Below are 20088 nucleotides of genomic sequence, written 5' to 3'. Positions count from 1 at the left end.
CGGACGTTGCCGTCCGCCCCTTCCTAGCCATGCGTCAGGAAAGCGATCAGAACTGGAAGTTCGCCCCCACGCGCATCGTCCGGCCGACCGCACCGATCTGCGTGTAGGTCGGGTTGTAGTTGACCGCGGCATAGTTGCCGGCGTTCAGCGGCGCCTTCTGGTCGAGCAGGTTGATGACGTTGAAGTACAGCTTGAACTTGTCGTTCACCTTCACGCTGCCGGTCAGGTCGACATCGACGAAGTGCTTCACGTGGCAGTTGAAGTTCGGGTCGGTGCCGCCGTACGTGCTGCCGCCGTTGCAGTCGGTGGTGCCGAACTGGTCGTACGCGACCGCCTTGTAGCCCGACGTGTAATACGCCGTCGCGGTCAGCGTGTACGCCTTGTAGTCGACGCTGTTCTGCCAGTTGCCGCGCCATGCCGGCGTGCCTGCGCCCGACGAGGTGACGTAGGGCGCCTGCGTACCCACATAGTCGACGAACGGATCGGCATCGCTCGACTTGAAGTCGTAATGGAGGATGTAGGTCGCCTCTGCGCGGCTCGAGAAGTGGAAGTCGTCGCTCGGCTTGAGCTGGACCAGCGCCGAGAAATCGAGCCCCGAGGTCTTCAGCGCCGCCGCATTGGCAAAGGGCGAGTTGACGAACAGGGCGCGCGGTTGTGCGTTCGGGAACGACGGATCGATCGCGTCGGGCGTCACGCTGTAGCCGGTCGGCAGCGCGGTGCCCGCGTAATAGGCGGCGAGCGCCTGGTTCGAGAGCGGGCCGCCGGTGATCACGCGGGTCTTCTTGATGTTGTAGTAATCCGCGGTGAAGCTCAGCCACGTGGTCGGCTGGACGACCACGCCGCCGGTGAAGCTGCGCGACAGTTCGGGCTTGATGTCCGGGTTGCCGGCGGTGTTGAAGCCGATCGAATAGGACTGGTTATACGCACTGCCGCCCGAGCACGTCGTGCCGGTGAGCGTGGCGCCATGCTGCGCCTGAAGCGAGCAGGGCGGCACGGCGGCGGTGAAGCCGACGACCGAACCCGACGTCTCGGCGAAGCTCGGGGCCCGGAAGCCCTTTGAGAAGGTGCCGCGCAACGCCACCTGGCGGATCGGCGTGAACTTCACCCCGATCTTCGGCGAGAAGTGGCTGAACCCTTCCGAATAATGATCGAAGCGGCCCGACCCGTCGATCTCGAGGCTGGTCAGGATCGGCGCGTTGACCTCGAAATAGGCCGATTCGACGGTCCGGTTGCCGACCGCCGAGAACTGGTTGAGGTTGATCGTCGTGAAGTCCGGGTTCTGGCTCGGATCGTTCTGCGCCTCGTAGCGGACCGAGCCGCCGACGCCGACCTGGAGCGGACCGCCGGGAAGCTGGAACAGGTCCTTGGTGATGACGCCCTGGATCATGTCAAGGTCGCTGGTGGCCTGCGAACGGACCGTCGGCGAGATCGCGGCGCGGACGGCTGCGGTGTTCAGATCGGGATTGGCGAAGTTGTAGCTGCCGGTGGTGATCGCGGTCTGCAGTCCGGCGAGGTTGAGATAGCCGTTCTGCGTGATGTCGAGCCACGCATGCGCTGCGGTGATCGAGGCCGAATAGCCCCAGCCCTCGCCGAACTGGCCGTCGATGCCTGCCGCCGCGCGGATCACGTGGTTCTTGTACTCGGAAGAGGCGGGGATGTCGCCGAACCGATAGCGGATCGCCGCCGCCAGACCCTGGGTCGCGAACGGGTTGTTGGTGGTGTTGAGCGTGCCGTTCGCCAGCACCGCCGGCAGGACGATGTTCTGCGTGTTGACCGGATTAGCCGAGCGGATCAGCGCAGGACTGCCCTCCGACTTCACGTCGTTCTGGAAATACGACGCGATCAGATAGGCCTGCGTCTTGTCGTTGATCTGCGCGGTACCGTGGGCGGTGACGCCGAAACGAGTCTGCTCGGGCTGGATCTGGCCGTAGTCGGAGACGAGGTTCTGTTCGCAACCCTGGTCGATGAAGGTCGAGCCCGACCGCGGCGTGGTGACGAGCGTCTGCCCCGCGGCGCACCCATTGGGGTTGAGCACCTGGAAGGCACCGGTCGCGAGGCCGGTACCCGACAGGATGTTCCCGGGCGTGGTCTGCGTGGTGGGCGCGACGACCGCGCTGGTGGTCTGGCTTGGCGCGACCGAGCCGGGGTTGTTGTTGTCGCCGCCGATCGAGGTCAGATCCTGCGTGTTGTACGGGAAGCCGCGATTGCGATTGTAGATCGGGTCGTCATGCTGGTATTCGCCGCTGACGTAGAAGTTGAAGCCCTTCTCCTTAAGGCGGCCGGTGCCGAGCGTCAGCGTCGCGCGCTGTTCGCCGCCGTCGCCGCGCTGGGACACGCCGCCCTCGACCGTGCCGTACGCGCCGACGATCTCCTTCTTCATGATGATGTTGACGACGCCGCCGATCGCGTCGGCGCCATAGCTCGACGAGGCGCCGTCCTTGAGCACTTCAACGCGGTCGACGATCGCGTTCGGGATGGTGTTCAGATCGACGAACGAGCGCTGGCCGTCATCCGAAAGCGGATAGTTGGCGGTGCGGACACCGTCGATCAGCGTCAGCGTCGAGCTCACGGTCAGGCCGCGCAACGACACGCCCGACGAGCCGGCGCCGAAGCCGTTGGTGAACGAGGTCGGGACCGAGCCGCTGCTGTCCGCGGAGATCGACCGCACCGCGTCCGACACGGTGGTGATGCCGGCCTTGGCGAGCGAATCCGAGGTCAGCACGGTAACCGGCGACGGCGTCTCGGTGTCGGTGCGGCGGAACAGCGTGCCGGTGACGACGATGTCCTGCGGCTGGCCGGCATCGGTGCCGGGCTGGGCGGTGCCGGACTGGGCGGCAGTGGCCTGCGCTGCCGGTGCGGGCGAGACGTCACCCTGCGGCGGGGTCGATACCGACGTGCCCGGCTGGACCTGCGCATCCTGCGCGAACGCCGGCGCGGTGCCGATCAGCCCGACCAGGGCGAGCGCCGAAAGCGCAGAGCTCCGCAGCAAAGCCGGCCGGAAAGCGATTTTAGTCATGATGAAGCGATCTCTTGCAAGGCTCCTCCCTCCCCCCTTGGGAAGACAGTGAGCGCGTTCCGGAACGGCCGCGTCATCCGAGGAGGAATACGGCACGGCGCAAGGCTGCAACGCTGTCGTAAAACTGTAAATAACCGCGAGGATCGGGGGAATCTTCGGTACGGCGCTGTCACGAAATAGACACTGTTCCTGACGCATTTTTCATGTGGGAGCGTGGCCGAGCGACGAAGCGTGCCCGCGCCGCGAGCAAATGAATGAGCGTGTCATTAAGACTGAAAGACGCAATTTCCGGCACCTGGACGCGCTCGAAAAAAGATTCCGCTTGGCGACTCACCCGTCGGAACATTACAAGAACAATTGTGAACGAGTCGTCCGCCCTGATCGCCCGCCTGAAGCGGATCGCCACGACGGGGATGCCGACCCAGGGGGATGGCCGTGCCGACGATGCGTGGCTGACGCAGGGCATGGCCAAGGCGCAGCTGCACGAAATTTTTACCGCCATCGACGATTCGGCGAGCGGCGCGGGGTTCGCGGTCGCCTCTGTTCTGGCGGCGCGCGCGGCGCCGGTGATGTGGTTGCGCACCGAGGCGAGCGAGCGCCAGGGCGGGCGACTGCATGCGACCGGGCTGGTCGAGATGGGGCTCGACGTGACATCGCTGGTGCTGGGGCTGGTCGAGGACGAGGCGGACTTGTTGCGCGCCGCCGCCGATGCCGCGCGGTGTCATGGGCTCGGCACGTTGCTGATCGAATCCTGGGGACGCGCGCCAGGACTCGACCTGACCGCGACGCGGCGGCTGATGCTGGCGGCCGAAGCCTCGGGCGTCACCATTCTCAGCCTGCGCATCGGTGCCGAACCGGTGCCGAGTGCGGCTGCATCGCGCTGGCAGGTGGCCGCGTGTCGGTCGCGGCCGCTGGAGGCCGACGCACCGGGCAAACCTGCCTTCGACATCGAATTGCTGCGTCGACGCGGAGGCCAGGCCGGGCTTCGCTGGCGTGTGGAGTGGGACCGTGACGCGTACATCTTCGACAATACCGCCTTCGACCAGATCGCCTTCGCCTCTGGTGATTCCGCGACGCTACCTGGCGCTGGTGTTTCCGTGGCTGCCGATCGAGCGGCTGCAGACGATGCGGCCGCATCTGTTCGTCGGACGGGCTGAGACGCCGATCGCGTTCGTCGAGACGGTCTCGGGCGGAATCCGGCTCAAGGCGCTCGACCGTGAAGCCATGCGAGCAGGTCTCCGGCCCGGCCTGACGCTGGCGGATGCGCGGGCGCAGGTACCGGAACTCGAGGTCTACGAGCACGATGCGCATGCCGATCACGAATGGCTCGAGCGGCTCGCGGACGGGTGCCAGCGCTACACGCCCTCGGTCGCGCTCGACGAGCCCGATGGCCTGATCCTCGACATCGCCGGGTGCGTGCACGAGTTCGAGGGCGAACGGCGTCTGGCTGCCGATCTCGAGGAGCGTCTTGCGCGCCGGGGTGTGCTGGTGCGGCATGCGTTCGGCGACACGCCCGACACGGCGCGTGCGCTGGCGCGGTATGCGGGGGCGCCGGCGCCGGATGAAAAGCGTGCGGTGAAGCGGTTGCCGGTGGCCGCGCTCGGTCTGGACGAGGATGCGACGACGGCACTGTCACGCGCGGGGCTGAAGACGGTCGGCGACGTGATGGCACGACCGCTCGCGACGATCGCGGCACGGTTCGGCGAGCAGGCGGCGATGATGATCCGCCGGCTCGACGGCTCGGTGAAGGGGCCGATCGTCGCGCGCCGCACGGTGCCGAAGATCGGCGTCGAACGCCGCTTCGCCGAACCCATCGCACGCACCGAATACGCGCTGGAAATGCTCGCCGAACTCGCCACCGAAGCCGCAGCTCAGCTCGCCGACCGTCACGAAGGCGGCCGCCGCTGGGAGGCGCGTCTCTTCCGTGCCGACGGCCTCGTCCAGCGGCTGCGAATAGAGACCGGTCAGCCGACACGTGACGTGACACTGCTGATGCGCCTCTTCCGCGAACGGATCGACAGCCTCGCCGATCCGCTCGATCCGGGGTTCGGCTATGATCTGGTGAGGCTCGACGTCGCGTTGGCCGAGAAGCTCGACGCGTCGCAGTTGAAGCTGGAGGGCGGCGAGGCGCAGAAGGGGGAGGTCGCGCAGCTCGTCGACCAGCTCGGTACGCGACTGGGTCGGACGCGCGTCCGCCGGTTCTCCCCACGCGACAATCATATTCCCGAACAGGCCGAGCTAATGCTGCCCGCCGCCGAGGCGCCCGCCCCAACGCCGTGGATCGCGCCCGAAACCGACGAACCGCCGCTACGGCCGATCTACCTGTTCGACCCGCCACAACCGATCGAATCGATGATGGCCGAGGTCCCCGACGGCCCGCCGCACCGGTTCCGCTGGCGCCGCACCGTCCACGACGTGGCCCACAGCGAAGGCCCGGAACGGATCGCGGGCGAATGGTGGCGACGCCAGGACATACCGACGCGCGATTACTACCGCATCGAAGACCGCCGCGGCCGCCGCTTCTGGATCTTCCGCCACGGCCTGTATTCCGAGATGGAGGCACCCCGCTGGTACCTCCACGGCGTCTTCGCGTGAGCACGCCGGCTGCCCCTGCATTCGCAGAACTGGTCGCCGCGACCAACTACTCGTTCCTCGATGGCGCCAGCCATGCCGAGGATATGGTCAGCGAGGCGACCAGGCTGGAGCATGCGGGGATCGGCATCGCCGATCGCAACACAGTGGCTGGCGTGGTGCGTGCGCACAAGGCGTTGCGCGAAAAGCTGGCAGACCTCGATCTGCTCGGCCTTCCAGATCTTGATTTCAAGCTCGTAGTGGGCGCCCGTCTAGTCTTCGCAGACGGCACACAGGACATTGTGGCCTATCCCCAAACGCGTGCCGGATGGGGCAGGCTGACGCGGCTGCTGACGGTCGGCAATCTCCGCGCGGAAAAGGGTGGATGCATTCTCGGCCTTGGCGATCTGCTGCGGCATGCCGATGGTCTGCTGCTGATCCTGTTGCCCGAAACCAGCGCACGCAATTCGACCCCGCTGAAGGCGGGTTTGTTGCCGCCGCCGCGAAAGAATTCGAGTTTAAAATCGACCCTGGCCATACTCGCGAGGAACCTGCACGGCCGGCTTTGGCTTGGCGTGTCCATGCCGCGCGGCGGTAGGGATCGTAGGCGGCTCTGCAGGCTCGCGCGGATCGCCGATCCGATGGGCGTGCCGCTGCTGGCGACGTGCGACGCGCTGTATGCAGATCCCGACGACCGCCCGCTGCATGACATCGTCACCTGCATCCGCGAGGGCACCACCTTGCAGAACGCTGGCAAGCTGGTTGCTGCCAATGCGGAACGGCATCTTAAACCCGGCAGGGAAATGGCGCGGCTGTTCGGAGACCGGCCAGATGCGGTGGCCGAGAGCCTGCGCCTGCTTGAACGGATCGATTTCGATCTTACCCAGCTCTCTTATGAATATCCGCACGAGCCAATTCCCGAAGGATGGGAGGCGCAGGACTGGCTCGAGGAGCTCAGCTGGTCCGCGGCGCGCGAGAAGTTTCCTGACGGCGTTCCCGATCGGCTGACGCGCCTGCTGACCGAAGAACTGCCGCTGATCCGGGAGCGGAAATACGCGCACTATTTCCTGACCGTGCACGACATCGTTCGCTATGCGCGGTCGCTCGATCCGCCGATCCTATGCCAGGGTCGGGGGTCCGCCGCCAATTCTGCGGTGTGTTGGCTACTCGGCGTCACGTCGGTCGACCCGATGAAATACGATCTGCTCTTCTCCCGGTTCGTATCGAGTGAACGCGACGAGCCGCCCGATATCGACATCGATTTCGAGCATGAGCGGCGGGAGGAGATCATGCAGTATATCTACGGTCGCTATGGGCGCCATCGTGCTGCGATCGCCGCGACCGTCATCCATTATAGGTCGCGCAGCACGGTGCGCGAAGTCGGCAGGGCGCTGGGGCTGACCGACGACGTGACGCAGCGGCTGACGAGTACCGTATGGGGCAGCTTCTCTGACAAGTTCGATGATCGCCGATTTCGTGAGACCGGGTTCGATATCGAGAATCCCGAGATCGCGCGTTTGCGGACGATGGTCACCGGATTGCTGAAATTTCCCCGGCATCTGTCGCAGCATGTCGGTGGGTTCGTTCTGACGCAGGGGCGGCTCGACGAGACCGTGCCGATCCATAATGGCGCGATGAAGGACCGCACGTTCATCGAATGGGACAAGGACGACATCGATGAACTGAAGATCATGAAAGTCGACATTCTCGCGCTCGGCATGCTGACCTGCATCCGCAAGAGCTTCGACCTCATGCGCCAGCACCAGCTTGGCGATCATCTGCTGAACACGGTCGCCAACGACGAGAATCCGGCAGTTTATGATATGCTCTGCAAGGGCGACAGCATCGGCGTATTCCAGGTCGAAAGTCGTGCACAGATCAATATGCTGCCGCGGCTGCGACCACGCGTGCTGTATGATCTGGTCGTGCAGGTGGCGATCGTGCGGCCGGGGCCGATCGAGGGCGACATGGTGCATCCGTATCTGCGTCGGCGGAGCGGCAAGGAGGTGGTCGAGTTTCCCTCACCCGATCCGAAGTTCGGCCCGCCCGACGAGCTGCAGCAACTGCTCCGCTTCACCTACGGCGTACTGCTGTTCCAGGAGCAGGCGATGAAGCTGGCGATTGTTGCAGCGGGGTTCACGCCGAACGAAGCGAACCAATTGCGCAAATCGATGGCAACGTTCCGCAAAGTCGGGGGGATGGACAACTTCCAGGCCAAGCTGGTCGGCGGGATGGTCGCGCGCGGGTATCAGGCGGAGTTCGCAGAGCGCTGTTTCAAGCAGATCGAGGGGTTTGGATCCTACGGGTTTCCGGAGAGCCATGCGTTGTCGTTCGCGCGGCTGGTGTATGTGTCGTCGTGGATCAAATGTTTTCACCCAGCGGTGTTCTGTTGCGCGTTGCTCAATTCGCAGCCGATGGGGTTTTATGCGCCGGCGCAACTGGTGCGCGATGCCGTGGAGCACGGGGTTACCGTGCTGCCGGTCGATGTGAATGCGAGCGGGTGGGATAACTCGCTCGAATCCTCCCCGGTACGGGGAGGGGAACCGCGCGAAGCGGGGTGGAGGGGGGCTTCCGCGAACGTATCGCTGGCGGGTGTCCCTGTCCCAGGCGGCGCGGATGGGGGCACCACCCTTTCAGGCGGAGCGTCTGCGGCGGCCCCCCTCCACCATCCTGCGGATGGTCCCCCTCCCCGTGCCGGGGAGGATGTGCGGCTCGGGTTTCGGCAGGTGGATGGGTTTCGGAAGGATTGGGCCGACGAGATCGTTCGCGTTCGGACCACACCTTTCGCGAGTATCGAGGACCTCGCGCGGCGCGCGAACCTGCCGCAGCGGGCGATGAACCTGCTGGCCGATGCGGATGCGTTTCGATCGGTGGCGAAGGAGCGGCGCGAGGCTTTGTGGGATGTGCGCCGGACGCCGCCCAAGCAGCTTGCGCTGTTTGCGGCGGCAGAGGTGCCCGAACTTGGTGCGGAGCCCGATGCGCATCTGCCGGCGATGCCGCTGTCCGAACAGGTCGCGGCGGATTACCAGACGACGCGGCTATCGTTGAAGGCGCATCCGATGCAGTTCCTCCGCGAACGCTTTGCGGCCGAGGGGATCCTGTCGAGCGCGCAGGCCAACGCGACCAAGGACGGGCGCCGCGCGAAGGTGGCGGGTGTCGTCCTGGTCCGCCAGCGGCCGGGCAAGGGCAATGCGATCTTCGTGACGATCGAGGACGAGACCGGGATCACCAACGGACTGATGTGGGCGCGCGACTTCGAGGCGAACCGCCGCGCGGTGATGGCCTCGCGGCTGATGGTGCTGGAGGGCGTGATCCAGCGCAGCGAGGAAGGCGTGACGCACCTGATGACGTCGCGCGTGCAGGACCGCAGCGACATGCTGCGGCTGTTGTCGGAAGATCAGGCGCTGGAGCCGCCGCTCGCGCGCGTCGACGAGGTGATCCGTCCCGTCCTCCCACGCGGCCCTGACGGACGGACACCGCGCGCCCAGCATCCGCGCGCCCAACATCCCCGGGATGTCCGCGTCCTGCCCAAATCGCGCGACTTCCATTGACGCAGACCCGGGCTCTATGGCCTGATTAGACATATCGCCAAAAGCTCCGTCACCCCGGGCTGGTTCCGGGGTCCACCGTTCCGCACATCCAGTTCTATCGATCTCGCGGAACCGTGGATGCCGGAAACAGTCCGGCATGACGGATAGAATTGGACGCCTTGATCCGACGCTGAAATTCCGGGTCGAGCTCAAGGCTGCGAGCGATGTAGGGGAAAGCGCACGTTTGTCGTGAATACCGATCCATCCTAGAGGTGGCATTCGCCGCGGGGGCGCCCCAAATAGCACGCGAGAATTACACGGGAGTTGAACTTGGCCACGCTTGGAATGTCCCCCGCGGAGAAGGACGCCGTCGAGGCGTTCCGTCGCGATGTCGTCGAACCGTCGATGACCAGCCTCGTGATCATTGATTTCTGGGCGGAATGGTGCGGGCCGTGCAAGGCGCTGACACCGACGCTGGAGAAGGTCGCGGCGGATTATGCCGACAAGGGCGTCGTGCTGGCGAAGGTCGATACCGACAAGAACCAGTTCATCGCCGCGCAATTCCAGATCAAGTCGATCCCGACCGTCTACGCGATGTTCCAGGGCCAGCTGGTCGCCGACATGACCAGCGCGCGCACCGAATCGCAGTTGCGCGTGATCCTCGACCAGTTGCTCAAGCAGCTGCCGATCGAGGCCGGGCCGGCGGATGCGGCGGCCGATGTCGAGCCGCTGATCGCGATCGGTGAAGAGGCACTGGCGGCGGGTGACGGCGAGCGCGCGCTGGGGATTTTCCGTGAGATCGCCGAGATCGCGCCCGAGCATCCGCAAGTCCATGCCGGGTTCGTCCGCGCGCTGGTCGCGACCGGGCAGCTGGACGAGGCGACCGACTGGCTGGCGAACCTCGATCCGGCGATCGCCAAGGACCCGGCGATTACCCGCGCGCAGGCTGCACTCGCACTCGCGCAGTCGGCCCCGCCGGTCGCGGATCTGTCGCCGCTGCTCGCTGCGGTCGAGGCGAACCCCGACGATCTGCAGGCCCGGTTCGCGCTCGCCAACGGCCAGATGGCGGCGAACGACCGTGATGCGGCTGCCGACACGTTCCTGGGCATCATCGCCACCGAGCGCGACTGGAACGAGGGCGCGGCGCGGACGCAGTTGCTGAAATTGTTCGAGGTCGTCGGGCTCGAGGATCCGTGGGTGTCTGGACAGCGACGCCGCCTGTCTGCGATCCTGTTCGGATGACCACCGAGTCCGCCCCCCCGCGCGCCACCACGCGGCTGTCGATCTTCCCGCTGCCGGGGGCGCTGCTGTTCCCGGGCATGCACCTGCCGCTGCACATGTTCGAGCCGCGCTATCGGGCGATGATCAGCGATGCGATGGCGCGCGACCGGCGGATCGGGATGATCCAGCCGCGGGGTGGACCGCATGACGACGCGGATGCGCTGTACGACATCGGCTGCGTCGGCAAGATCGCCGAGGTCGAGGCGCTCGACGACGGGCGGTACAACGTCGTGCTGGAGGGCATCGCGCTGTTCCGGATCGTCCGCGAGTTGGATGTGACGACCGCGTTCCGCCAGGTCGAGGCGGAGTTGCTGCCGTTGATCGAGGACGACGCGCTGTCGCTCGGGCGGCGATCGTCGCTGGAACTGGAGTCGCGTCGGTTCGCGGACATGCAGGGCTATGCGGTCGATTGGGATGCGGTCGGACGGCTCGACGACGAGAGCCTGGTCAACGGCATCGCCCAGATCGCACCGTTCGATGCGGCCGCAAAGCAAGCGTTGCTCGAGGCGCCGGACATCGAACAGCGCGCCGAGCTGACCATCCAGCTGATGCAGTTCTTTGGGCGGCATGACGGCGACGAATCGGTGACGTTGCAGTGAGCGCGCTCGATCCGTGGTTGCTCGAACGCCTCGTCTGCCCGATGACGCGAACGCAGTTGCGCTATGATGAAGCAGCACAGGAGATAATTTCGGATGCCGCCCGTCTGGCCTATCCGATCAGGGACGGCGTGCCGGTGATGCTAGTCGAGGAAGCCCGGCAACTCGACGGACACGCATTCGACTGATGCCAACGACCGACCGCCGCCTCTCGATTCTCGGCGTGGTTTGGGGAATCGGACTTGTCGCATCGGGATGGGCGCCGTTCGACCGTACGACGTGGTGGATGGAGATCGCCCCCGTCCTGATCGCCTTCCCGATACTGATCGCACTGCACCGCCGTTTCATCTTCACGAACGTCGCGCTGTTGCTGATCGCACTGCACGGCTTCGTCCTGATGCTCGGCGGTGCCTACACCTACGCTCGCGTACCTATCGGTTTCGCGGTGCAGGACTGGCTGCATCTCGCGCGCAATCCGTATGATCGGTTCGGACATCTGATGCAGGGGTTCGTGCCCGCGATCGTCCTGCGCGAGATTCTTATCCGGACCGGCAGTATCGCGTCGCGCCGACTGCTGACGGTCACCGTCCTCGCCTACTGCCTATCCGTCAGCGCCTTGTACGAACTGATCGAGTTCGGCGCCGCCGTCGCGCTCGCCCAGGGCGCGGACGCGTTTCTCGGGACGCAAGGCGACCCCTGGGATACGCAGTGGGACATGCTGATGTGCCTGGTCGGCGCCATACTCGCCTTGCTCCTGCTATCCCGCGTTCACGACAGGCAGATTGCCGGCCTCAGATCTTGAGACCCTGTAACAGCTTGGGCAGATCGCCGCTTTCACCGCGTGCTTCGGCCATGAAGCGATCCTTCAGCGGCGGGATCGCGTTGACGGCGCTGATGCCGAACCGGCGCACGGCGCTGGCGGTCTTGCCGGGGAGGCCGAACAGACGGGTGAGCGTGTCGGTGGCCGCCGCGGTCATGAACGTGTCGAGCCCGCGCCAGCGCTGGTAGCGCGCGAGCAGCGCGGCGTCGCCGAGGTCGAGTCCGAGGCGCTTGCCCTCGACCAGCACTTCGGCGAGCGTCGCGACGTCGCGGAAACCGAGGTTGAGGCCCTGCCCGGCGATCGGGTGGATGCCGTGGCCAGCGTCGCCGACCAATGCGAGCCGCGCGTCGGTGATCCGCGCAGCGTGGTGGAAGCCGAGCGGGTAGCTCGACCGCGGCGTCGCCATTGACAGCGTGCCGAGGAAGCCGCCCATGCTCTTTTCCGCTTCCGCCAGGAACGCGCGGTCGCCGAGCTTCAGCATGCCGGGCGCGTTCTTCGCGTCGACGGTCCAGACGATCGCCGAGCGGTGACCGTCCGCATCATCCGGCAGCGGGAGCAGCGCGAACGGGCCGCTCGCGTAGAAGATCTCGTACGCGACGTCCTCGTGCGAGCGTTCGTGGTGGAACGCGGCGATGATCGCGGTGTGCTCGTACGACCAGCGCGCGATCGTGATTCCGGCGGCCTCGCGCGTCGGCGAGTTGCGGCCCTCCGCGGCGATCAACAGCGGCGCGCGGATGACGTCGCCCGAGTCCAGCGTGGCGGTGACGCCCGATTCGGCGCGGTCGACCGTCGTCGCGCGCGTCCGCATGCGGAGATCGACATGCGGCGCGGCGGTCGCGGCGTCGAACAGCGTGCGGCGGAGCAGCTTGTTCTCGTACATCGTGCCGAGCGCGCCATCGTCGGCGGCGGGGACGAAATCTAGTGCGCCGGGTTCGAGGCCATCGCTCACCCGGATCTGCCGGATCGCACAACCCTGCCCCGCCAGCGTCGCGCCGATGCCGATCGCGTCGAGCATGCGGTGGCTCGCGCTCGCCACCGCCGACGCGCGGCCGTCGAAGCCGGGCACCAGCGTCACCGCGGGGTCGGCGGGGTCGATCACGATCGTCGAGATGCCGTGCACGTCGAGCGCCACGGCGAGCGTCGCACCGACCAGCCCGCCACCGAGGATGATTACATCTGTGTCCATGATCGCGCTTTATCCCGGTAGCCGGTCGCTGCCAACGACGATCCGGGCGCAGCTTAACCCGTGTTGTCGCGTGGTTACCTTGACGTTGAGGCCGCCTAGCGCGATGCATTTCCGCATTATACTGCAACTGGAGAATACGGGTCATGGCCAGCCGCGCGCAGCCAGCCTTGTGGCGTGAGACGGTGAAGGCGGGCGCCGTCCGCAGTGGTGCGCTGATCGCGGCGATCGCTTTGTTCGTCGGCACGCTGCTGATGGCGCTGGCGCTGGCGAGCTATCACCCGAGCGACGCTGCGCTCAACACAGCGTCGGGCGCCTATCCTGACAATCTGGTCGGCCCGCCGGGCGCGTGGTTCGCCGACATCGCGCTCACCCTGTTCGGGCCTGCGGTGGCGCTGTTGCTGCCGATCGGACCGATCCTCGGCATGCGGCTGTGGCGCGATCTCCCGCTCGGCCACTGGCTGCGGATGGTGCGCGGCGCGACGATCGGCGTCGCGCTGATGGCGAGCGCGCTGGCGTTCGTCTCGGGCACCTCGGTATTGGCACTGCCTGCCGGATGGGGTGGGATCATTGGCTTGTCCGTTGCGAGCGCGGTGCATTGGGGGCTGAGCTTTGTCGGTCAGCCGGTTGCGGAACTCTGGACCGCCCGCGCGATTGGGCTCGTCGCCGCGATTGCGGGCGCGATAGTATGGGGCAAGAGTATCGAGATCGATCTCGGCGAGCGCAAATGGCGCCTTCCCCGCCGCAATCGCACCGAGGCGCTCGGCTATGACGGCTTTGCGGAGATCGACGAGGACGACGACGAGCCGCTGACGCTGACCCGGAAGCCGGTCGAACCGCGTGCTGTAGCCGAGCCAGACCCCCGCCCTGCCCCGGTGATCGCGGATCGCCAGAATGCGCCATCGCAGGCGAAACCCAAGGAGCGCCAGTCGTCGCTCGACCTGCGCGACAATTTCACGCTGCCGAGCCTCGACCTGCTCACCCCGTCACCACCGAGCCAGGGCAATGTGATCGACAAGGCAGGGCTCGAGCGCAACGCGCGGCTGCTGGAGAACGTGCTCGACGATTTCCACGTGAAGGGGTCGATCATCGAAGTGCGGCCCGGCCCGGTCGTGACGATGTACGAACTCGAGCCAGCGCCCGGCATCAAGGCGAGCCGCGTCATCGCACTCGCCGACGATATCGCGCGCAACATGTCCGCGATCTCGGCGCGCGTCGCGGTGATCCCGGGGCGCAACGTGATCGGGATCGAGCTGCCGAATGCGCGGCGCGAGGCGGTCAGCTTGCACGAACTCGTCGGCAGCCAGACGTTCGAGGACCAGTCGGCGCAGTTGCCGATCATTCTCGGCAAGAACATCGCGGGCGATTCGGTGATCGCCGATCTCGCGCCGATGCCGCATCTGCTGGTCGCGGGCACCACCGGCTCGGGCAAGTCGGTCGGCCTGAACAGCATGATCCTGTCGCTGCTCTACAAGCTGACGCCGAACCAGTGCAGGATGATCATGATCGATCCGAAGATGCTCGAACTGAGCATGTACGACGACATTCCGCACCTGTTGTCGCCGGTCGTCACCGATCCCGCCAAGGCGGTGCGCGCGCTGAAATGGGCGGTCGAGACGATGGAGGATCGCTATCGCCAGATGTCCTCCGTCGGCGTGCGCAGCCTCGCCGGCTTCAACGACAAGGTGCGCGGTGCGAAAGCTAAGGGGCAGCCGCTCGGGCGGAAGGTCCAGACCGGCTATCATCCCGACACCGGCGCGCCGATGTACGAGGAAGAGAAGCTCGAATACGATGTTTTGCCGCAGATCGTCGTGATCGTCGACGAGCTCGCCGACCTGATGATGACCGCGGGCAAGGAGGTCGAATTCCTGATCCAGCGGCTCGCACAGAAGGCCCGCGCGGCGGGCATCCACCTGATCATGGCGACGCAGCGACCGTCGGTCGACGTCATCACCGGCGTCATCAAGGCCAACCTGCCGACGCGGATCAGCTTCCACGTCACCTCGAAGATCGATTCGCGCACCATCCTCGGCGAGCAGGGCGCGGAGCAGCTGCTCGGCAAGGGCGACATGCTCTACATGCCCGGCGGCAAGGGCATCGTCCGTGTCCACGGTCCGTTCGTGACCGACGACGAAGTGCGGCTGGTGGCGGATCACTGGCGCTCGCAGGGGCTGCCGGATTACATCTCCTCCGTTACCGAGGAGCCCGAGGAGAGCTTCGCGTTGGAGGGCTCGCCGACCGGTGAGGATTCCGCCGAGGACCAGCAATATCGCCAGGCGATCCAGCTGGTGTGCGAGTCGCAGAAGGCATCGACCTCGTGGCTCCAGCGCCAGTTGCGGATCGGCTACAACTCCGCCGCGCGGTTGATCGAGCGGATGGAGAAGGACGGCATCGTCGGCCGCCCGGATCATGTCGGCCGCCGCGAAGTGCTGCGCGATACCGAGGGGCATGCGATCTAGCGTCACGGTGCTGCGGCGCTCCGTCCTTTGCCTCGCTGTTCCCTCGCGAACGCGGGGGTCCAGGAACCAAGAACGATATCGCCTGGAACCCAGTTCTCCCACCTTCGCGGGAGAACTGGGAGGGGCGCCCTTCACCAAGTGACGCACGCAGACCGGGGTTTCGATCAGCCGACGCCCGGTATACGGGGTTGATACAAGTTACGAAAAACAGGTGGGCGTAATGCAGTATCGGCGGTTGTTTGCGGCAGCGGTGGCGCTCGCCCTACCCGGTCAGGTCTCCGCACAGGATACCGCCAAGCAGATCCCCGGCAGCACCGCCACTGACACACAGCATCGCCCCCGCGCCGGCGTGCGTCGCGACAGCGATCTCTCCCCATCCGCGCTGACCGCCGATACGCGGCGCACCCCGCCCCCCGGTTTGTTCGCCGATTGGTTCGACATCCGCAAGCGCCTCGCGGATCGCGGTATCGGTGTCAGCGCCCGCTATGCCTCGGAAAGCGGCTATAACTTCTCGGGCGGCGACCGGAAGCTGTTGCGCGAGACAGGCCAGTTCGACGTCGGCGTATTGCTCGATCTCGACAAGGTGGTTGGACTGAAGGGCGGTGCGTTCCAGGCGACCGTCACCTATCGCCGTGGCCGCGATCTCGGCGCGGACGCCAATCTCGGCGTGCTGCAACAGGTCCAGGAAGTATACGGCCGCGGCCAGACCGTCCGCCTCACGCAATTCTGGTATGAGCAGAAGATCGGTGAGAAATTCGAGATCAAGGCGGGCCGGACCAACCCTGGCGAGGATTTCGCGGTCTTCTCCTGCTATTTCCAGAACCTCAGCTTCTGCGGCGCGCAGCCTGGTAATCTGGTCGGCGATTACTGGCAGAACTGGCCGGTCGGCCAATGGGGGGCGCGGCTGCGCTACGACGTCAACGACCATCTGACACTGAAGACCGCCGCCTACGAGGTAAACCCGCGCAACCTCGAAAAGGCCTTCGTGATCGGCCGGTTCCACGGCGCGACCGGCGCGCTGATCCCGGTCGAGGCCGAATGGCATCGCGGCGACAACGATGGCCGGGTCGGCGCGTACAAGGTCGGCGGCTGGGTCAACACCTCGAACGGCGACGACGTGTTCTACGATGTGAACCGCCAGCCGATCGCGATCACCGGGCTCGAACCCCTTCGCCGCAGCGCACGCTACGGCGTGTATCTCAATCTCCAGCAACAGGTCACCGGCACGTCGAAGGACGGCAAGTCGGTCACCGGTCTCAGCGTATTCCTCAACGCGACTCAGGCCGACCGCGCGACCTCGACCACCGACAATCAGGTTGCAGCCGGACTGTTCTACAAGGGGCTGGTGCCGTGGCGGCCGGGCGACATCCTCGGCTTCGGCGTGGCGCGGACCAACGTGAACGGGCGCGTCGCGAGGGGCGAGGCGCTCGATCCGACGCGGCCGGCGGTGCAGGATGCCGAATATGCGTCGGAGATTTACTACAGCGTGCATCCGACGCGGTGGCTGGAACTGCGCCCGAACGTGCAGTTCATCCACAACCCCGGGGGTGTGCATAACGCGAACGACGTCGGCGTGCTGGGCATGAAGGCTGCCATTACGCTGTAAGGGGGGGTATCGACTTTACACGTTGCCGACGTCCGCCTCCCCCGTCATCCTGACGAAAGTCAGGACCCAGAATAACACTCGCTGCCCTGCTTGATCCTGGGTCCTGACTTTCGTCAGGATGACGGATGCGGTTCAGTGCTGGCCGCACATCGAATGCCGTGTCGAATTCAGTGGCGGTTCAAGCGCGGGCGGGCAACGGTCGCGCCTTGAGGAGATTTCGATGTTCAATACCCGCCCCGCGGTGATCGCGACGATCGCCGCTTTGTCCGTTGCCGCCGTGCCCTCCCCGATCGCCGCGCAGGCGACTGGTGACTTGGCCGCCGTGCAGAAGCACCTGCAATCGGTCGAGACCATGACCGCGAACTTCTCGCAGGCGGATCGCAACGGCAAGGTGCTGACCGGCGTGCTGACGCTCAAGAAGCCCGGCAAGCTGCGTTTCCAGTACGAGAAGGGCGTGCCGATCCTGATCGTCGCGGAGGGCGGCGCGCTGACCTTCATCGATTATTCGGTGAAGCAGGTGCAGCGCTGGCCGATCAAGAACTCGCCGCTGGGCGTGCTGCTCGATCCCACCCGCGACATCACGCGTTATGCGAAACTCGTCCCCGGCTACGACCAGCGGATCGTGTCGGTCGAGGCGAACGATCCCAAGCACCCGGAATACGGCCGGATCACGCTGGTGTTCGTCCGCAACGCGAGTGCGCCGGGCGGGTTGATGCTGCAGGGCTGGGTCGCGCTCGACAGCCAGAACAACCGCACGACGATCCGCCTGACCAACCAGAAATTCGGCGAAGCGGTCAGCGACAATACCTTCCGCTGGAACGATCCGCGCCGCACGGGTGTAAGAAAGTAACCTAAAATCGGTGTCATTCATGCAAGCGACAGGTTCCGCCCCCTAGAGAGTGGTCTGCGGATGTGGGGCATTCGGGATTTTTCCCCCTGTTGCCCGGATGGTTTCCCCATTTCTTGCCTGCGTGACGAACGCTGAGTTGGCCCTCGCTCCATGCCCCCGGAGCGGGGGTCTTTCGCGTAGAGCGGCAGGCAAAAAGATTTGCCTGACTCGCTCAAGCGCGGCCGACGGGCAAAGCCCGGTCGACGACAGCGGCTTTGCCGATGGCGCCTTCTACCTTCTGACTTCTTCCGCACCCTAGCAGCGTTCCTTGTCCCCACCCCCCCGCAACGCTACATCGCGCCGGTGAAGATCGTCTCCTGGAACATCAACTCGGTCCGTTTCCGGATCGCCATCGTCGAACAGTTTCTGCGCGACGAGCAGCCCGACATCCTGTGCCTGCAGGAGACCAAGGTCATCGACGGCGACTTCCCGTTGGAGGCGTTTCGTGCGCTTGGTTACGAGCACATCGTCCTACACGGCCAGCGCATGCACCACGGCGTCGCGATCCTGAGCCGCGTGCCGATCGTCGAGGACGACCGCTTCGACTGGCAGGCAAACAGCGAGGCGCGCCACATCGGCGTCCGGCTGGAGAACGGCGTACGGCTCGAGAACGTCTACGTCCCCGCCGGCGGCGACGTCCCCAATCGCGAGGTGAACCCCAAATTCGGCCAGAAGCTCGACTTCATCGAGCGCATGACGACGTGGTCGGAAACCCTCCCCGGCCCCACCATCCTGGTCGGCGACTTCAACATTGCCCCGCTCGAATCCGACGTGTGGAGCCACAAGCAGTTGCTCGACGTCGTCAGCCACACCCCAATCGAGGTCGAGGCGCTCGGCAAGTTGCAGGCAGCGGGCGACTGGGTCGATCTCGGCCGCCATTTCCACCCCGCCCCCGCCCGCCTGTTCACGTGGTGGAGCTACCGCGCAAAGGATTGGGCAGCCTCGGATCGCGGGCGTCGGCTCGATCACATGTGGGCGACCGGTGCCGCCGCCGAAGCCGCGGTGTCGCACCACGTCTATGAACGCTGCCGAAGCTGGCTGAAGCCGTCCGACCACGTTCCGATCATGACCGAGTTCGCGTTTTGAGTAATCCTCGCGCAGCGGCACGCGCGGTGGACGCTTTACGGCGTGGCTGGCCGATCGCGATCGAGGGGCTGGTGCTGCTCGCGGTCGAGACGGCGGATGCAGAGCGGTTGGCGGCGTTCGATCCGGAGGCGAATGGCGGCGTGCTGATCTCGTCGGGTCGTGCGGCGACGTTGAAGCTCGCGAATCAGGTCGCAGCCGCGGATCCGACCGAGCCCGTGCTCGTCGATCGCGCCCCCTGGATCGACTTCGCCGCCGCGACCGCGCTGGCCGATCCACAGTTCGATCTTGCGACTCCGTTGAAGGGGCCGTTCCGCACGCTCCCGGTGACCGATCCCGAAGCAGCCGCCGCCGCGCTACGTCTCGCGAGGATCGCCGGATTGCTGCCCGCCTTCTTCCTCGGCACCGGCGAACCCGAAGTCGGCATAACTACCGCAGATATCGACGCACACGAGGACGCGAACCGCCTGACACTCGCGGCACGTGCGCGGCTTCCGGTCGAAGGCGCAGAGGATGCGGAGATCGTCGCGTTTCGCAGCCCTGAGAGCGCGGACGAGCATATCGCGCTGCTGATCGGCCAGCCCAACGGCCAGCCGCCGCTGGTCCGCCTCCACAGCGAGTGCCTGACGGGTGACGTGCTCGGCAGCCTCAAATGCGATTGCGGGCCGCAGTTGCACGCCGCGATCCACGCGATCCAGCATGGCGGCTGGGGGATCCTGCTGTATCTGCGGCAGGAAGGTCGCGGGATCGGGCTGGTCAACAAGCTGCGTGCGTATGCGTTGCAGGACCAGGGCTTCGATACGGTCGACGCGAACACGCGGCTCGGCTTTGCAGTCGATGCGCGCGATTTCGGGGTTGCGGCGCGGATGCTGACGCTGCTCGGCCAGCGCGAGGTGCGGTTGCTGACCAACAACCCCGCCAAGGTCGCCGGACTCGAAGCGGCAGGCGTGACGGTGATCGAGCGTGTGCCGCATTTCCTGCCGTCGAACCCGCACAATGCGCAGTATCTCGCCACCAAGCGCGACCGCACGGGGCATCAGTTCTGACCGATATC

General features: G+C 65.9%; 14 protein-coding genes. 12 read left to right on the top strand and 2 right to left on the bottom strand.

The features are described 5' to 3' along the window. Positions 1–46: 46 nt before the first annotated feature. A complete protein-coding gene (locus ASF09_RS10475) occupies positions 47–3016 on the bottom strand; it encodes a TonB-dependent receptor plug domain-containing protein (protein ID WP_060526143.1) in 2970 nt (989 codons plus the stop codon). 359 nt (positions 3017–3375) lie between these two features. Between ASF09_RS10475 and ASF09_RS10470 the strand changes: the two genes are divergently transcribed. The 7 genes from ASF09_RS10470 to ASF09_RS10440 all read left to right on the top strand — a co-directional run bounded on the left by ASF09_RS10470 (position 3376) and on the right by ASF09_RS10440 (position 11796). Then, entirely contained in the window at positions 3376–4173 is a 798-nt protein-coding gene (locus ASF09_RS10470; protein WP_060526142.1) for an ImuA family protein, read from the top strand. Next, the gene (locus ASF09_RS10465; RefSeq protein WP_235529806.1) at positions 4142–5611 is read left to right on the top strand and encodes a Y-family DNA polymerase; all 1470 of its coding nucleotides are present in this window, start codon (positions 4142–4144) and stop codon (positions 5609–5611) included. Before ASF09_RS10470 ends, ASF09_RS10465 begins: the two co-directional genes overlap by 32 nt. Continuing rightward, entirely contained in the window at positions 5608–9138 is a 3531-nt protein-coding gene (locus ASF09_RS10460; protein WP_060526141.1) for an error-prone DNA polymerase, read from the top strand. The genes ASF09_RS10465 and ASF09_RS10460 overlap by 4 nt, the downstream gene beginning before the upstream one ends. 324 nt (positions 9139–9462) lie before the next feature. Then, positions 9463–10359, top strand: coding sequence for a tetratricopeptide repeat protein (locus ASF09_RS10455; protein ID WP_060526140.1), 897 nt, complete (start codon positions 9463–9465; stop codon positions 10357–10359). Further along, positions 10356–10997, top strand: a complete 642-nt coding sequence (locus ASF09_RS10450; protein WP_060526139.1) for an LON peptidase substrate-binding domain-containing protein — start codon at positions 10356–10358, stop codon at positions 10995–10997. Before ASF09_RS10455 ends, ASF09_RS10450 begins: the two co-directional genes overlap by 4 nt. Further along, positions 10994–11182, top strand: a complete 189-nt coding sequence (locus ASF09_RS10445; RefSeq protein ID WP_060526138.1) for a Trm112 family protein — start codon at positions 10994–10996, stop codon at positions 11180–11182. Before ASF09_RS10450 ends, ASF09_RS10445 begins: the two co-directional genes overlap by 4 nt. Further along, a complete protein-coding gene (locus ASF09_RS10440; RefSeq protein ID WP_060526137.1) occupies positions 11182–11796 on the top strand; it encodes a DUF2238 domain-containing protein in 615 nt (204 codons plus the stop codon). Before ASF09_RS10445 ends, ASF09_RS10440 begins: the two co-directional genes overlap by 1 nt. On the opposite strand, the gene ASF09_RS10435 is transcribed toward ASF09_RS10440, so the two are convergent. Further along, positions 11786–13000 (bottom strand): UbiH/UbiF/VisC/COQ6 family ubiquinone biosynthesis hydroxylase, encoded by a 1215-nt coding sequence (locus ASF09_RS10435; protein ID WP_060526136.1) that lies wholly within the window; start codon positions 12998–13000, stop codon positions 11786–11788. The two genes, ASF09_RS10440 and ASF09_RS10435, sit on opposite strands and share 11 nt — an antisense overlap. A gap of 143 nt (positions 13001–13143) precedes the next feature. Between ASF09_RS10435 and ASF09_RS10430 the strand changes: the two genes are divergently transcribed. The 5 genes from ASF09_RS10430 to ribA all read left to right on the top strand — a co-directional run bounded on the left by ASF09_RS10430 (position 13144) and on the right by ribA (position 20080). Continuing rightward, positions 13144–15456, top strand: a complete 2313-nt coding sequence (locus tag ASF09_RS10430) for a DNA translocase FtsK (protein ID WP_060526135.1) — start codon at positions 13144–13146, stop codon at positions 15454–15456. Between the two features lie 220 nt (positions 15457–15676). Continuing rightward, entirely contained in the window at positions 15677–17062 is a 1386-nt protein-coding gene (locus ASF09_RS10425; RefSeq protein WP_060526134.1) for a carbohydrate porin, read from the top strand. Positions 17063–17282: 220 nt separating this feature from the next. After that, positions 17283–17912 carry a LolA family protein gene (locus tag ASF09_RS10420; protein ID WP_060526323.1) on the top strand — a complete coding sequence of 210 codons (630 nt, stop codon included), beginning with the start codon at positions 17283–17285 and terminating at the stop codon, positions 17910–17912. Positions 17913–18254: 342 nt separating this feature from the next. After that, positions 18255–19037, top strand: a complete 783-nt coding sequence (locus tag ASF09_RS10415) for an exodeoxyribonuclease III (RefSeq protein ID WP_060526133.1) — start codon at positions 18255–18257, stop codon at positions 19035–19037. Continuing rightward, a complete protein-coding gene (gene ribA / locus ASF09_RS10410; protein WP_060526132.1) occupies positions 19034–20080 on the top strand; it encodes a GTP cyclohydrolase II in 1047 nt (348 codons plus the stop codon). Before ASF09_RS10415 ends, ribA begins: the two co-directional genes overlap by 4 nt. The last annotated feature ends 8 nt before the right edge of the window (positions 20081–20088 follow it).

The sequence above is a fragment of the Sphingomonas sp. Leaf242 genome (assembly GCF_001422045.1).
Taxonomy (GTDB): domain Bacteria; phylum Pseudomonadota; class Alphaproteobacteria; order Sphingomonadales; family Sphingomonadaceae; genus Sphingomonas.
Note: the sequence above shows the minus strand (reverse complement) of the source record. Positions and strands in the feature narration are given on the sequence as shown.